This is a genomic window from Pseudomonas kribbensis, from assembly GCF_003352185.1.
GTDB lineage: Bacteria > Pseudomonadota > Gammaproteobacteria > Pseudomonadales > Pseudomonadaceae > Aquipseudomonas > Aquipseudomonas kribbensis.
In genome coordinates this window covers 1,572,545-1,586,024 of the sequence record NZ_CP029608.1, presented here as the reverse complement: position 1 = coordinate 1,586,024, position 13,480 = coordinate 1,572,545, and the positions used below count along the sequence as shown (strand labels likewise).

The following is a 13,480-nucleotide window of genomic DNA, read 5'->3' as shown; positions in this document are numbered from 1 at the left end:
AACAGGGTTCGCGGACCCCGGCAGGATAACCGCGTTGCTCTCGATGCAGGCAGTCAATTGCCCTACAGCCAAGCGCTACATCCCCCTACAGAAAAAACTCCAACAACACTCAACGCTATCAGACAAGGCCGATTCTGACCCTGCATCGCTCTCTGTAAAGTCTGGCAACACACACAAATTGAAACACCCCATGGATTGCCATGCTCAAGGAGAGCTGCCTATGAATCACTCGCCGGAATCCGCCAACACCTTCTCCAACTACCGCAAAGTCATCGCGCTGGCCGACCACGACTGGGAAGCCGCCGAAGCCGGAAAAATCGCCGCTCTCAACGTCGAAGTCAAAGGCTGCAACCAGTTGCTCGATCAGCACGGGCGCCGGTTCCATCATTTCTGCACCACGTCCTATCTGGGCCTGGATCACCACCCCGCCCTGCTCGAAGGCGCCATCGCGGCGTTACGGGAAACCGGCACTCTGCGCGTTGCCAATTCGAAAAACCGCTGCAAACTGGCGCTGCTCGACCGATACGAAAGCGAGCTGTCGCAATTGTTTGGCGCGGTGTGTCTGAGCACTCTGTCCTGCAGCGCCGCGAGCGCCGGGATCCTGCCGCAGTTGGCCAGTGGTGTGTTTACCCAGGGCCGTCCGCCGGTGATGGTGTTCGATCGTCTGGCTCACTATTCGATGAATCACCTGAAGGCCAGTTGCGCCGACGAAACCCAGGTATTGACCTGCCCCCACAACGACATGGATTTTCTCGAATCGGTGTGCCAGCGCCACACAACGGTCGCCTATATCGCCGACGGTGCCTACAGCATGGGTGGTGTGGCCAATCTGGACGGTCTGCTATATCTGAAAGAACGTTACGGCCTGTTCCTGTATCTGGATGATTCCCACGCGCTGTCGGCAGTCGGCAGCAATGGCGCCGGTCTTGTACGACCAAGAATGCCGGCGCTGGATGAGGACTGTCTGATCGTCGCGTCACTGGCCAAATCGTTCGGGGCCAGCGGTGGTCTGGTAATGCTCGGCAATGAGCGGCAGCGGAAATTGATCCAGCGTTACGGCGGGCCGAGCAACTGGTCGCAAAGCCTCAATTGCGCGGCCATCGGTGCAGGCCTTGCCTCGATCCAGCTGCATCGCAGTGCAGAGCTGCGCGCGTTGCAGATTCAGCTCCAGGCCAATATTCGTCTGTTCGACAGTCTGGTGAGCACCGAACAGCACGGCAGCCCCATGGCCATCCGTTTGATCAACTGTGGCGAGGCCGCCCTGGCCACTCGAATTGCCATTGAACTGGCCGAACACGGCTTTTTCACCAGCGCCGTGTTCTTCCCGGTGGTGGCTCAAGGTAAAGCCGCGATCCGCGTGACCCTGCGCGCCGACATGGAATCGACACTGATCCACCAATTCTGTGATTTGATCACCGGACTGTTACTGACTCACGGTGGCCATCGCGACCGCTGAACCTTCACGGACGACTCATGAATCCCGGACTCATCCTGCTCATCACCTGCTCCACCGTGTTCCTCGCCCAACTGGGCATGAGCATTTACCTGCCGGCGTTGCCGCAGATCGCCGGGCACTTGCAGGTCGATGCAACGCAGGTGGCCTGGGGGTTGTCGCTGTACCTGATCGGCATGGCATTGCCGATGTTGCTCTGGGGCAGCCTTGCACAACGCGTCGGGCGCAAGCCGGTGCTGCTGGCGGCGCTGGGGATTTACGGGCTGGCGAACCTGGCGTTGCCGCTGGGTTCGACGCTGGAGTCGTTTCTGCTGTTGCGACTGCTTCAGGGGATCGGCGCCAGCGGCATTTCAGTGATGGCGCGGGTGCTGATCCGTGACAGTTTCCGAGGCGATCTGCTGGCAAAAGCGTTGTCGTGGATTTCGATTTCGTTTGTGGTTGCTCTGGGGATCGGGCAATACGCCGGCTCGCTGATTCAGGTGACGCTGGGCTGGCAGGCGATCTTCTATCTGCTGGGTGCGGTCAGCCTGTTGATGGCCGCGATTGTCTCGCGCCTGAATTTTCCGAAACTCGTCGAAGCACCCGCAACCGTGTCGCCCTGGGCGGTATACGGAACGATTCTGACCCATCGAGCGTTTCTTCTGCCGGCGCTCGCGGGCGGTCTGGGTTATGGCGTGATCATCGCGTTCAACAGCGCTGCGCCGTTGATTCTGCAAGGCCCGTTCGGTTGGTCGACGACCGACTACGGGCTGCTGGGCTGGCCGATCAGTGCGGCGTATTTTCTGGGGGCGCTGGCGGTCAATCGCTTTGTGCTGCGTACCGGTCAGCATCGGTTGATGGCGTTGGGTGTGGGCCTGGTGATGGCCGGAAGCGGGGTGATGCTGGCTGGCAGCCTGTTGGCCAGCTCCGTTGCCTGGCTGCTTTGGTTGCCTTACTGCGGCGCCGTGTTCGGCCAGTCGCTGAACTATCCGATCAGCCTCTCGCGGGCCAACGATGGAGCGCCGATTGCCGGCGCTTACGCGATGGCCCTGAGCGGTTTCATTCATCAATTGATGGCCGCGTTGATCGGCGCGGTGGCCAGCCTGCTGGCCGGTCCACACGCATGGCCGCTGTCGCTGCTGTGTTGCTTTCTGGCGGCGGGCGCGGTGCTCTGCACGAGGTTCACGCCCGATCGTCCGTCCGCTTAAAACGCGCTGCGGAAAATTTCCTCGATCTGCCGCTGATCCGCCGCACGCGGGTTGGTGAAACCGCAGGCGTCTTTCAGGGCATTGGCGGCAAGAACAGGGATGTCGGTGCATTTGGCGCCGAGGTCACGCAAGCCGCCGGGGATGTCGACGTCTTTGGCCAGGCAGCGGATCGCGTCAATCGCGGCTTTTGCGCCCTCCTCCGGGCTGAAGCCACGGATGTCGGCACCCATGGCGTGGGCCACATCGGTGAGGCGATCAGCGCAGACCAGCGCGTTGAACGTCTGCACATGGGGCAACAGCACCGCGTTGCAAACCCCGTGAGGCAGGTCGTAGAAACCGCCCAGCTGGTGCGCCATCGCATGCACGTAACCGAGGGACGCATTGTTGAACGCCATGCCGGCGAGGAACTGCGCATACGCCATGTTTTCCCGCGCCGCCAGATCGCTGCCGTCGCGTACCGCCAGTCGCAGGTTGTTGCTGATCAGGGTCATCGCCTTCAGCGCACAGGCGTCGGTGATCGGGTTGGCGGCGGTGGACACGTAGGCTTCGATGGCATGGGTCAGTGCGTCCATGCCGGTGGCGGCGGTCAGACTCTTCGGCATGGCGACCATCAGCGCCGGGTCGTTGACCGACAGCAGCGGCGTGACGTTACGGTCGACGATGGCCATTTTCACGTGGCGGGTTTCGTCGGTGATGATGCAGAAGCGGGTCATCTCGCTGGCGGTGCCGGCCGTGGTGTTGATGGCGATCAGCGGCAGTTGCGGCTTGGCCGATTGATCGACGCCTTCGTAATCACGGATCTGCCCGCCGTTGGTCGCGCACAGGGCAATGCCCTTGGCGCAGTCATGGGGCGAACCGCCGCCGAGGGACACCACGAAATCACAGCGGCTGTCCTTGAGCAGCGCCAGCCCGGCCTCGACGTTGGCGATGCTCGGGTTGGGTTTGGCGCCGTCGAAGATCACCGAATCGATGTCCTGCATCGCCAGTTTCTCGGCGATCATTGTCGCCACGCCAGCCTTGGCCAGGCCCGCGTCGGTAACGATCAGCGCCTTGCGAAAACCGTAGTTGCGGATGGCATTCATGGCCTCGTCGAGGCAGCCGCTGCCCATGATGTTTACGGCGGGAATGAAAAAGGTGCTGCTCATGGCGCGTCTCCTGACAGGGGCCGGATCGACTCCTGCGATCCGGCGGATGCATACAGGATCGACCGATCGGTCACGGCGGATGTTGATCTGGCTCAATGCCCGCTCGTGATAAAGTCGCCGCCCATCTGCCCCTTGTTTTGAGACGTGCCCTGCAATGACCGATTTTCTGGATGTCGACGCCACCCTCGAAGACTGGAACGCGTTACGCGCCACCACCGACTTTCGCGGTTTGCTGGTGGGCAACGGCGCCAGCCGCGCGGTGTGGGACGATTTCGGCTACGATTCGCTGTTCGAGAATGCTCGCACAGTGGAAGAAAAGCCGCTGAGCCCGTCGGAACTGAGCGTGTTCGACGCCATGCAGACGCGCAGTTTCGAGCAGGTGCTCGGCGCGCTGAAAACCACCAGCCGGGTCAACAAGGCACTGGCCGTCAGCTCGGCCGCGCCGCGCAATCGCTATTACGCGATCAAGGAGGCGCTGATCAATGCCGTCCACGATTTGCACATTCCGTGGCGACTGGTCGAAGCGTCGACCCTGACGATCCTGAACCGCGAGCTGGCCAGTTATCGCACGGTGTTCACCACCAATTACGACCTGCTCAACTACTGGGCCCTGCAACACCGGGGCGAAGCCATCGACGACCTGTTCAACGGCCCCGACGCCAGCTTCGATCTGTGCGAAAGCCACACTGAAAAACCGCGTCTGCTGTACCTGCACGGCGGTCTGCATCTGGTACGCAACCAGGACGGCAGCGCCCGCAAACTGACCGCCACCGAAGGCACGCTGCTCGGCAGTTTCGCGATCAACAACACCCTCAAGACCCTCGACGACGTGCCGCTGTTCGTCAACGAAGGGCCAAGCGCGGACAAGCTCAAGACCATCCGCAGCTCCGATTACCTGTCGTTCTGCTACGACCAGTTACTGGAGCATGGCGACAGCCTGTGCATCTTCGGCCACGCCCTGGGCGAGCAGGACAGCCACATCGTGCGCGCCCTGCGTCTGGCGAAACCGAAGACCGTGGCGATCTCGATCTACCCGCGCAGCGCGGCGTTCATCCAGCACCAGAAGCGGCATTACGCGAAGGTGTTCGAGGGCACGGGCGCCGAATTACGCTTCTTTGATTCCAAGAGCCATGCGCTGGGTAATCCGAAGCTGTCGGTGCCGGTCGAGGTCTAGTGGAGACGCTTATGGCGTCATCGCTAGCAGGCTAGCTCCCACAGCTGGAATGCACTTTCCGGTGGGAGCTAGCCTGCTAGCGATGGCGTCCGTCCAATCAACTCAGTCTTCGTTGCTGTGCACGACCACCAGCAGTTGTGCCTGCTCCTCGCCCACCGAGCGGATCCGGTGCGGTTTCTGCGCATTGAAGTGCAGCGCGTCGCCCCGCTCCAGCAGCACCCGTTCGTTCATGAAGTCGACTTCGACCCGGCCTTCATGGACGAACAGGAATTCCTCGCCCAAATGTTCCTTGAAGGTCTTGTCGGTGAATTCAGTCGGCGGATAGATGATGAACGGCAGCAGGCTGCGCTCGCTGACCTGATGGGCCAGCACCGCGTAACCGGGGCTGTGATCGTTGGCCGCCAGTGACTGGCGCTCGTGACTGCGCACCAGGCTGTAGCTGTCGAGGCTGACGTTGTCTTCGGAGAACAATTCCTCGACCTTCACGTTCAGCGCTTTCGCCAGTTTCAACGCAGCGGCAATCGACGGCGTGTTCAACCCGCGTTCGACTTTCGACAGGTAACTCTTGGTCATGCCGGATTTCTCGGCCAGTGCCTCAAGGGTTACGCCAAGTTTTTTTCTCAATAATTTCAAACGGATAGACATGCGAAGCGATTATTCCAGCAAAGGAAAGACGATTTGTCCTTGCCAATGACACAATGTGTCATATAGCCTCTTAAGTGTCATCCATGGCAACCACCACAGGACACGGATATGGCGAAGACATTAGCACTACCCAAAGACGAACTGGTCAAGCAAGCGCTGACCCAGATGCAAAAAAGCCTGGCGGATAATACGTGGACGGACCGGCAAAAGCTGGCCCTGACCTGCCGGATCCTCTTCGAGAACGGCCACGATTCGGGCCTTGCCGGGCAGATTACCGCCCGTGGCCCGCAGCCGGGCACTTACTACACCCAGCAACTGGGGCTGGGATTCGATGAAATCACCGCGAGCAATCTGCTGCTGGTCAACGAAGACCTGGAAGTGCTCGAAGGCCACGGCATGGCTAATCCGGCCAACCGTTTCCACAGCTGGGTGTACCGCGCCCGGCCGGATGTGAACTGCATCATCCACACCCACCCGACGCACATTGCCGCGCTGTCGATGCTGGAAGTACCGTTGCAGATTTCCCACATGGACTTGTGCCCGCTGTACGACGACTGCGCGTTTCTTGAAGGCTGGCCGGGCGTCCCGGTCGGCAACGAAGAAGGCGAATTGATTGCCGGGGCACTGGGCGACAAACGGGCGATCCTGCTTTCCCACCACGGTCAGTTGTCCACCGGCACGACCATCGAGGAAGCCTGTGTCATCGCGCAACTGATCGAGCGCGCCGCCAAACTGCAACTGCTGGCCATGGCCGCCGGGACGATCAAACCGATCATTCCCGAACTGGGTCGCGAGGCCCATGACTGGGTCTCGAAACCCAAACGCCATGCCGCAGCCTTCAACTACTACGCCCGGCAGAACCTGCGCCAGCACGCCGATTGCCTGAACTGAACACCTCATCCTTGCGGAGCACTCACATGACCAACATTCACGGCATCATCGGCTACACCATCACCCCGTTCGGCGCCAATGGCGAAGGCGTTGACCTGCCGGCCCTCGGCCGTTCGATCGACCGCCTGATCGCCAGCGGCGTCCACGCCATCGCGCCGCTGGGCAGCACCGGCGAAGGCGCCTACCTGAGCGATGCGGAATGGGACCAGGTCGCCGAGTTCAGCATCAAGCACGTGGCCAAACGCGTACCGACCGTGGTCAGCGTTTCCGACCTGACCACCGCCAAAGCGGTGCGTCGCGCACGCTTTGCCGAAGCCCACGGCGCCGACGTGGTGATGGTGCTGCCGGCGTCCTACTGGAAGCTCACCGAAGCAGAAATCCTCGCTCATTACCGCGCCATCGGCGACAGCATCGGCGTACCGATCATGCTCTACAACAACCCCGCCACCAGCGGCACCGACATGTCGGTGGAGCTGATCCTGCGCATCGTCAACGGCGTGGAAAACGTGACCATGGTCAAGGAGAGCACCGGCGACATCCAGCGCATGCATAAACTGCAACTGCTCGGCGAAGGCCGGGTGCCGTTCTACAACGGCTGCAATCCACTGGCGCTGGAAGCCTTCGCGGCCGGCGCCAAGGGCTGGTGCACGGCGGCGCCGAACCTGATTCCGCAACTCAACCTGGATCTGTACGAAGCCACGCTGGCGGGGGATCTGGGCAAGGCGCGGGAACTGTTCTACCGCCAGTTGCCGCTGCTGGATTTCATCCTCAAGGGCGGGTTGCCGGCAACGATCAAGGCCGGGCTGCGTGACACCGGGCTGGAAGTGGGTGATCCACGCCTGCCGGTGTTCCCGCTGAGCGAGGCCGGGCATACGCAATTGCAGGCATTGCTGAACACCTTGCGCTAAACGAAAAAAATCCCGCCTGGTTCACGCCGGGCGGGATTTTTGTGGCCATCGATCAGAGGCTGGCAGCGCGTTTCAAGGCTTCGCGGTTGAACGGTTGATCCTTGAGAATCTGCGCGATAAACGTGTCGCTGATCAAACGCATGTGTTCGAACTGACCGCCCGAGGCGTTGAATGCACCGCGCCAGGATTCGGTGTGGTTCTTCACCGTGTAAACGCCAAGAATTTGCTTCCCGTGGCTGAGGCTGAACACCACCGTGCTGTCGAAACTCACCGGCACCGGCACCAGAAACAGGGTGAAGGCGCTCAGAAACATCTGCGGCTGAATCCCGCCGACATCGCTGTTGGCGACCACCAGTACGTTGTAGCCGTCTTCGCTGCGGCCGGCCTTCACTTCTTCAAAGGTGCCACGCCGACGTAGCTCGTCACGCAGCATCCAGCTTGGCATGCCAATCACACTGACATTGATCGCCGGCAGTTGCTGGCTGCTGTAATCGATATCCGGCGCCTTCAGCGAATGGGTGGCCTGGCAACCGCCAAGCAGCAGAAGCAAGCCCAGAAACAGGCGTTTGATGCGCATTAGAGTTTCCCCGAGAGCATGGCTTTGTAAACGGAGGCACTGGTGCCGTTCTCTTCGCGGATGAACGGCGTGGCGGTGTACAAGTTCGGCATATCCAGCCGTTGCAGGCCCGGCACCTGCGGGTATTGGGCCCGCACCAGCGCCGCGTCGCGCTCAAGGTGATCGCTGTGCAGGAACAGGCAGGTGCTGTCGCTGGGGGACACGCAGCCGGCGCGGAAGTCACCGATGTAATAAGCCTTGCCCGCTTCAAGCTGCATGCCGATGGTGAAGTCTTCACGGCTCCAGGACACCGATCGGCCGCGATCAAATCGCACGTTGTAGATCTCGTATCGTCCGGGTTTGAGCGGCATCACGAACAGCGTGCCAATGCCACGACCGGTCTCGCGCACATCCCGTGCCGTGCGGGCATAGAACTCGTTGTGCAGCCGCGCGCTGGCGAACTCGTCACTGCCACGCTTGCGGATCAGCAGCATCTGTTCCTGGGCTGTATAGGCCGATTTCGGCCAGATGCCGACCACCCCCACCAAATACGCCGTGCCGGACTCGGCGGTCGGTGCAAGTTCATCATCGATTTGTGTCGGGGACAGGCTGTAGCAGCCGCTCAAACCGAGCAGCAGGGTCAGGACAGCGAAAAAGCGGATCATTGGCGGGAAAACTCTGGCGGCAGTTGTTCAAAAAAATCCGCGAAAGAGTCATCTCGGCGCCCCTTCCGTGGACTGGCGGCGGAGGATAAGCGAAATGATGGCACATAGCCAGAATTCAGTCGCCAAGGATTTGGCGACTGAACGTCACGAGTGATTCAAAGTACCGGCAGGGTTTTGTCCTTGATCACCTTCGTCGGCCCGTTGCTCTTCACGGCAGCGATGCCTTTGGCACACGCCGCCTCCGACGAATAGGACTCGCTGCTGCCGATGATCTGGTGATTGGCGGCCTTGAGGTTGAAGTAGGGATGGCCGTCCTTCGTCGTTTTCTTCTCGTAGCGTTCATCCAGCGGACTGTTGCTCTGCACCGCCGCGATACCGTTTTCGGCGGCACTGTGAGAGGTGTACAACTCGCTGGTCAGAATGGTTTCGGCATTCGCCGCTTTCAGCACGAACCTGAACTGGCCGTTGCTGCTTTTGCTCAACTCATACCATCCGGACATGTCGCGGCTCCTGTCGATTGAATCTCGGCAAGTAAAGACCGTTTCAACGGTTTAGCCATCCTCTCTGACAGACGCAAATGCGAACATGACAAATGACAATCATTCTCGATATCATCCAAAACTTTCTGCGCCCCGCTTCGTCGAGAAGGATATTCATGCCCCGCCTCACGCCCGATCCCTTGTCGGCCGATTCGTTTCGCCGGTTTTACGGGGACATCCTGCATTACCTGCGCAAACGCACGGATAACCCCAGTGACGCGGCGGACATGACCCAGGACGTCTTCACCCAATGGCTCGACTATCGCGACCGGGCCAAGGTCGAGCAGCCGCGGGCCTTTCTGTTTCAGATGGCGCGCAACCTGCTTCGTGACCACTGGCGCCGCCAGAAGGTACGGCACATCGTGCAGCCCACTCAAGACAACGATGCCGAACCACTGGCCGATGAGCATCACGATCCGATGGCGGCCGCGCAACGCCAGCAACGGCTGGAGCAACTCAAAGCCGTGCTGGGCGAACTCTCGCCACGTCGACGCGAGGCCCTTATGCTGCACCGCTTCGAAGGCTTGAGTCAGGCCCAGATTGCCGAGCGCATGGGGATTTCGTTGAGCATGGTGGAAAAACACATCGCTTTCGCACTGCTGCATTGCAAGCAACGCCTGGATCACGACAACGGCACGGAGCAGCCAGAATGAACCGCTCTCACGATTTCACCGGGGAACTGCCCGACGACAGCATCGACGCTCAAGCCGCCGCCTGGTTTGCCCGTAATCGTCAAGATCAAGACCTCTTGATGCGCCAGGCATTCGAGCAATGGCTGCGCGAGCCGGCACACGCAAGTGCCTATCGTTCGTTTGAAGTGTTGTGGGCCGACCTGGGTGAATTGCAACAACTGAACCGGCCAACGCCACTGCCGGTACGTCGCTACAGAAGCCGCTGGCGACCCGCGCTGGCAGCGGCCGCCGCGTTGTTCGTCACCATAATGGCGACACATCTCGGCACTGCGCATGAGGTTTATCAGCAGCAGATTGCTGCCCAGGCCAAAGGCCAGCGGACCTTCGAACTCCCCGACGGCAGCACCTTGTCGGTGAACGCCAACACACAACTGCGTGTCGACTTCGACAGTCACCAGCGCCGGCTCACGCTTGATCGCGGACAGTTTTACATCGACGTTGCGCCAGACAAGGAACGGCCGTTGTGGGTGCAGACCGGCAACGCCACGATCCGTGTGGTCGGTACCGGTTTCGATGTACGGCGCAGTGACAGGCAACTGGTGGTCAGCGTCGCCCACGGCCAGGTCGCGTTCACGCCGGACAGCCGCCCGCCGCAGTTGCTCGGCGCACAGCAGCAAGTCGCGCTCGATCTGGCCAGCGGCACCCTGCAACAAAACAGTCTTGCATCCAGCCAGGTGGCCGACTGGCGTACCGGGCATCTGTCCTTTCGCAACCGCGAACTGGCCAGTCTGGTGGATGAGCTGAACCTCTATCGCCCGCGCCCGGTGGTGCTGGCCAACGCAAAACTGGGGCAGATCAAAGTCTCCGGCAATCTCGACGTCGACGATCCGGATGCCCTGATCAACGCGCTGCCCGCCCTGGTTCCGGTGAAAACCGTCGCGCTCGCCGACGGTGGAATTCGCATCGAAAACCGCTGACACAAACTCACATGAGAATATTTTGCATTCGCATGTGAGGTTTTTTTTCCCTGCCGCGTCTTCCTCCGGTCTGCGCTTCGTACGCAGGCCTTTCTGGCCTTTTCGCCGCCCTGGGGGATTCCATGTTTCGCGTGTTTTCGCCGTACCCGCTCACCTGCCTTCGACCGACCTTGCTCGCCACTTGCCTGGCGTTCAGCGTACAAGCCCATGCCGATAACCTGAATTTGCATTTGCCGGCGCAACCCTTGGCGGCGTCGCTGAGTCAGATCGCCCAACAGGCGAAGATCCAGTTGCTGTTCGATGAAGCGCAACTGCGCAATCTCAAGGCCCCCGCCCTAGACGGTGAATACAGCGCGGAAGCGGCGATTCGCAAGTTGCTCGACAACAGCCAGTTCGGTCTGATCAAGGTCAACCAGACCTATGTCGTGCGCCCGGAAGAACCGGTCACCAGCAGCGGTGACGGCATCCAGCTCGACGCCCTGAGCGTGATCGGCAGCGGCACCGAAGTCGACTCCAGCACCGTCGGCCGCTCGACCCTGACCCAGGCCGACATCGACCGCCACCAGCCAAACAATATTCCCAGCCTGCTGGCGACCCTGCCCGGCGTGAGCATGGGCGGTTCAATGAAACCCGGTGGCCAGACCATCAACATCTGGGGCCTGGGCGATGCCGAGGACGTGCCGTTGACCGTCGACGGCGCCACCAAAAGCGGTTTCGAGCGCTACCAGCAAGGCACGATTTTCATCGAGCCGGAGTTGATAAAACGCATCGAGGTGGAAAAAGGCCCGCACTCGATGCTGACCGGCAACGGCGGTTTCGGTGGCACCGTGCACATGGAAACCAAGGACGCCCCGGACCTGCTGCAGGAAGGTCGCAACAGCGGTGCGATGGTCAAGTACGGTTACGCCAGCAACGACCATCAGCAGACTTACAGCGGTGCGGTGTTTGGCCGTACCGACGACGGGCGGGCCGATGCGCTGGTGTACCTGACCAAGCGCGATGGCGGTGACATGAAGCTGGCCGGCACCCCGCCCGATCCGGACAATCAGTACCCGATCAACCCCAAGCGCCTGCCCAACAGCGCACTGGATCTGGACGGCCAGCTACTCAAATTCAACCTGCACCTGAACGACGAACACAGCGTCGGCCTGTCGTACTCGCGTTCGCAAAGCGAGCGCTGGGCGCCATTCTCGTCGGCCAGTTATCCGACCCCGCCGACCCGGGCCAACATCAAGCAATACGGCTATGAAAACGCTCTCAAGCGCTTCCTTGCCAACCGCGAAACCACCGATACCACCTGGTCGGCCAAGTATCAGTACCAGCCGCTGGACAATCGCCTGATCGATTTCAAACTGAGCTATTCCGAGTCCAACACCGATCAGACCGACGAGCGCGATGCCACGGCGTTTTTCCAGACGTCCACCGGCGGACGCAAGATGGACACCGCCTACAAAGACCGCATCGTCGAAGCGAGCAACATCAGCCTGTTCGAAACCGGCGTGTTGTCTCACGCGGTCACCGCCGGCGTGCAGATCCGCAAGCACAGCCGCGACACCGAGATGTGGATGCCGGGCAAGACCTACGAAGTGCCGAAGTACAACTACGGCTACTTCCAGCCGAGTTTCATGCCCCGGGGCAAGGTCGACACCAACAGCGTTTATCTGCAAGACGCAATCACGCTGGGCGACTTCACCCTGACCCCGTCCGTGCGTTACGACCATGTGCGCAATCGAGGCGAAGCCAACGACGCGCCTTACTACGACAACCCGGACCCGAGCTTCGGCCACGACTACAGCGACCGCACCTACACCGGCTGGTCGCCGCGCCTGTCGGCGTTCTGGCGGATGACCCCGGACGTCGGCTTCTTCGTCGACTACAGCAAGACCTGGCGCGCGCCGGTCATCGACGAGCAATATGAAGTGCAGGGCCTGGGCAGCCGCACCGCCACCAGCGTCGACCTTGATCCGGAACGCATCACCGGTTGGCGTGCCGGTAACATCAGCAACTTCGCCAACGTATTCACCGACCGCGACAACGTGCAGATTCGCACCACGCTGTTTCGCAACAAGATCGACGACGAGATCTTCAAGGCCACCGGCATCGGCTGCGAGAACCAGGCCATCAAGGGCGGCACCATCGCCTCGGACTGCAAGGGGTCAGGCCCCATGGGCAACTACCGCAACATCGGCGGGCTGACCATCAAGGGCTTTGAAGTTGAAAGCTTCTATGACTCGACGTACCTGTTCGGTTCGCTGTCCTACTCGTGGATGACCGGCAAACACGAAGGCGCCTACACCAACCCGTGGGGACCGGACGTCTGGGTTCGGGACATTCCACCCAGCAAATGGATCGCCGTGCTCGGCGTGAAGATTCCGAGCTGGGATGCCCAGGTTGGCTGGCAAGGCGAGTTCGTGCGCCAGACCGATCGCCTGCCTAGCGACAAGTATGGCTCGGGCAAAAACACCGTGGGTGACGTGTTCTACGACCAGTACGCCAACGACCGCTATAACGTGCAGGGTCTGTTCGCCAAATGGAAACCGCAGCAGCCGTATCTCAAGGGCACCGAGGTCAATCTCACCGTCGACAACCTGTTCAACGAGGATTACCGCCCGGCGCTGAGTGGCGATCGGGCTTACAGTCAGGGGCGCAATGCCAAGGTCAGCGTGACGCGGTTCTTCTGACCCGTCCGGGCTTGCCCGTCGCGAGCA

At 60.9% G+C, this 13,480-nt stretch carries 13 protein-coding genes; 8 read left to right on the top strand and 5 right to left on the bottom strand.

What is annotated here, in order from left to right; all coding sequences use genetic code 11:
• The first annotated feature begins 220 nt into the window (after positions 1–220).
• Positions 221–1,456: an aminotransferase class I/II-fold pyridoxal phosphate-dependent enzyme gene (locus DLD99_RS07305; protein ID WP_114881761.1), complete on the top strand. Its 1,236-nt coding sequence runs from the start codon at positions 221–223 to the stop codon at positions 1,454–1,456.
• A 17-nt stretch (positions 1,457–1,473) separates the two neighbouring features.
• Entirely contained in the window at positions 1,474–2,640 is a 1,167-nt protein-coding gene (locus tag DLD99_RS07300) for an MFS transporter (protein ID WP_114881760.1), read from the top strand.
• On the opposite strand, the gene yiaY is transcribed toward DLD99_RS07300, so the two are convergent.
• Positions 2,637–3,785, bottom strand: a complete 1,149-nt coding sequence (gene yiaY, locus DLD99_RS07295; protein ID WP_114881759.1) for an L-threonine dehydrogenase — start codon at positions 3,783–3,785, stop codon at positions 2,637–2,639. The genes DLD99_RS07300 and yiaY overlap by 4 nt on opposite strands.
• 154 nt (positions 3,786–3,939) lie before the next feature.
• On the opposite strand from yiaY, the gene DLD99_RS07290 reads away from it, so the two are divergent.
• Positions 3,940–4,959, top strand: coding sequence for a DUF4917 family protein (locus tag DLD99_RS07290; RefSeq protein ID WP_114881758.1), 1,020 nt, complete (start codon positions 3,940–3,942; stop codon positions 4,957–4,959).
• A 102-nt stretch (positions 4,960–5,061) separates the two neighbouring features.
• Here DLD99_RS07290 and DLD99_RS07285 read toward each other — a convergent pair whose 3' ends face one another.
• The gene (locus tag DLD99_RS07285; protein ID WP_114881757.1) at positions 5,062–5,604 is read right to left on the bottom strand and encodes a helix-turn-helix domain-containing protein; all 543 of its coding nucleotides are present in this window, start codon (positions 5,602–5,604) and stop codon (positions 5,062–5,064) included.
• A 108-nt stretch (positions 5,605–5,712) separates the two neighbouring features.
• Between DLD99_RS07285 and DLD99_RS07280 the strand changes: the two genes are divergently transcribed.
• Positions 5,713–6,495 (top strand): aldolase, encoded by a 783-nt coding sequence (locus DLD99_RS07280; protein ID WP_007957912.1) that lies wholly within the window; start codon positions 5,713–5,715, stop codon positions 6,493–6,495.
• 26 nt (positions 6,496–6,521) lie between these two features.
• Complete coding sequence (locus tag DLD99_RS07275) at positions 6,522–7,403, top strand: dihydrodipicolinate synthase family protein (RefSeq protein WP_114881756.1); 882 nt, start codon at positions 6,522–6,524, stop codon at positions 7,401–7,403.
• Between the two features lie 52 nt (positions 7,404–7,455).
• Here DLD99_RS07275 and DLD99_RS07270 read toward each other — a convergent pair whose 3' ends face one another.
• The 3 genes from DLD99_RS07270 to DLD99_RS07260 all read right to left on the bottom strand — a co-directional run bounded on the left by DLD99_RS07270 (position 7,456) and on the right by DLD99_RS07260 (position 9,124).
• Entirely contained in the window at positions 7,456–7,980 is a 525-nt protein-coding gene (locus DLD99_RS07270; protein ID WP_114881755.1) for a hypothetical protein, read from the bottom strand.
• Complete coding sequence (locus DLD99_RS07265; protein ID WP_114881754.1) at positions 7,980–8,624, bottom strand: hypothetical protein; 645 nt, start codon at positions 8,622–8,624, stop codon at positions 7,980–7,982. Before DLD99_RS07265 ends, DLD99_RS07270 begins: the two co-directional genes overlap by 1 nt.
• Before the next feature lie 155 nt (positions 8,625–8,779).
• Positions 8,780–9,124: a YegP family protein gene (locus tag DLD99_RS07260; RefSeq protein ID WP_114881753.1), complete on the bottom strand. Its 345-nt coding sequence runs from the start codon at positions 9,122–9,124 to the stop codon at positions 8,780–8,782.
• 155 nt (positions 9,125–9,279) lie between these two features.
• Here DLD99_RS07260 and DLD99_RS07255 point away from each other — a divergent pair, with 155 nt between their 5' ends.
• The 3 genes from DLD99_RS07255 to DLD99_RS07245 all read left to right on the top strand — a co-directional run bounded on the left by DLD99_RS07255 (position 9,280) and on the right by DLD99_RS07245 (position 13,453).
• On the top strand, positions 9,280–9,816 hold the full coding sequence (locus DLD99_RS07255; protein ID WP_114881752.1) for an RNA polymerase sigma factor: 537 nt from the start codon (positions 9,280–9,282) through the stop codon (positions 9,814–9,816).
• A complete protein-coding gene (locus DLD99_RS07250) occupies positions 9,813–10,772 on the top strand; it encodes a FecR family protein (RefSeq protein WP_114881751.1) in 960 nt (319 codons plus the stop codon). Before DLD99_RS07255 ends, DLD99_RS07250 begins: the two co-directional genes overlap by 4 nt.
• Before the next feature lie 122 nt (positions 10,773–10,894).
• On the top strand, positions 10,895–13,453 hold the full coding sequence (locus DLD99_RS07245; RefSeq protein ID WP_114881750.1) for a TonB-dependent receptor: 2,559 nt from the start codon (positions 10,895–10,897) through the stop codon (positions 13,451–13,453).
• The last annotated feature ends 27 nt before the right edge of the window (positions 13,454–13,480 follow it).

Bases quoted from the DNA above. Each gene is read 5' to 3' on its own strand.
- DLD99_RS07250 (WP_114881751.1), top strand. From the start codon at position 9,813: ATGAACCGCTCTCACGATTTCACCGGGGAACTGCCCGACGACAGCATC.
- DLD99_RS07260 (WP_114881753.1), bottom strand. From the start codon at position 9,124: ATGTCCGGATGGTATGAGTTGAGCAAAAGCAGCAACGGCCAGTTCAGG.
- yiaY (WP_114881759.1), bottom strand. From the start codon at position 3,785: ATGAGCAGCACCTTTTTCATTCCCGCCGTAAACATCATGGGCAGCGGC.
- DLD99_RS07300 (WP_114881760.1), top strand. From the start codon at position 1,474: ATGAATCCCGGACTCATCCTGCTCATCACCTGCTCCACCGTGTTCCTC.
- DLD99_RS07255 (WP_114881752.1), top strand. From the start codon at position 9,280: ATGCCCCGCCTCACGCCCGATCCCTTGTCGGCCGATTCGTTTCGCCGG.
- DLD99_RS07265 (WP_114881754.1), bottom strand. From the start codon at position 8,624: ATGATCCGCTTTTTCGCTGTCCTGACCCTGCTGCTCGGTTTGAGCGGC.
- DLD99_RS07245 (WP_114881750.1), top strand. From the start codon at position 10,895: ATGTTTCGCGTGTTTTCGCCGTACCCGCTCACCTGCCTTCGACCGACC.
- DLD99_RS07270 (WP_114881755.1), bottom strand. From the start codon at position 7,980: ATGCGCATCAAACGCCTGTTTCTGGGCTTGCTTCTGCTGCTTGGCGGT.
- DLD99_RS07280 (WP_007957912.1), top strand. From the start codon at position 5,713: ATGGCGAAGACATTAGCACTACCCAAAGACGAACTGGTCAAGCAAGCG.
- DLD99_RS07290 (WP_114881758.1), top strand. From the start codon at position 3,940: ATGACCGATTTTCTGGATGTCGACGCCACCCTCGAAGACTGGAACGCG.
- DLD99_RS07275 (WP_114881756.1), top strand. From the start codon at position 6,522: ATGACCAACATTCACGGCATCATCGGCTACACCATCACCCCGTTCGGC.
- DLD99_RS07285 (WP_114881757.1), bottom strand. From the start codon at position 5,604: ATGTCTATCCGTTTGAAATTATTGAGAAAAAAACTTGGCGTAACCCTT.
- DLD99_RS07305 (WP_114881761.1), top strand. From the start codon at position 221: ATGAATCACTCGCCGGAATCCGCCAACACCTTCTCCAACTACCGCAAA.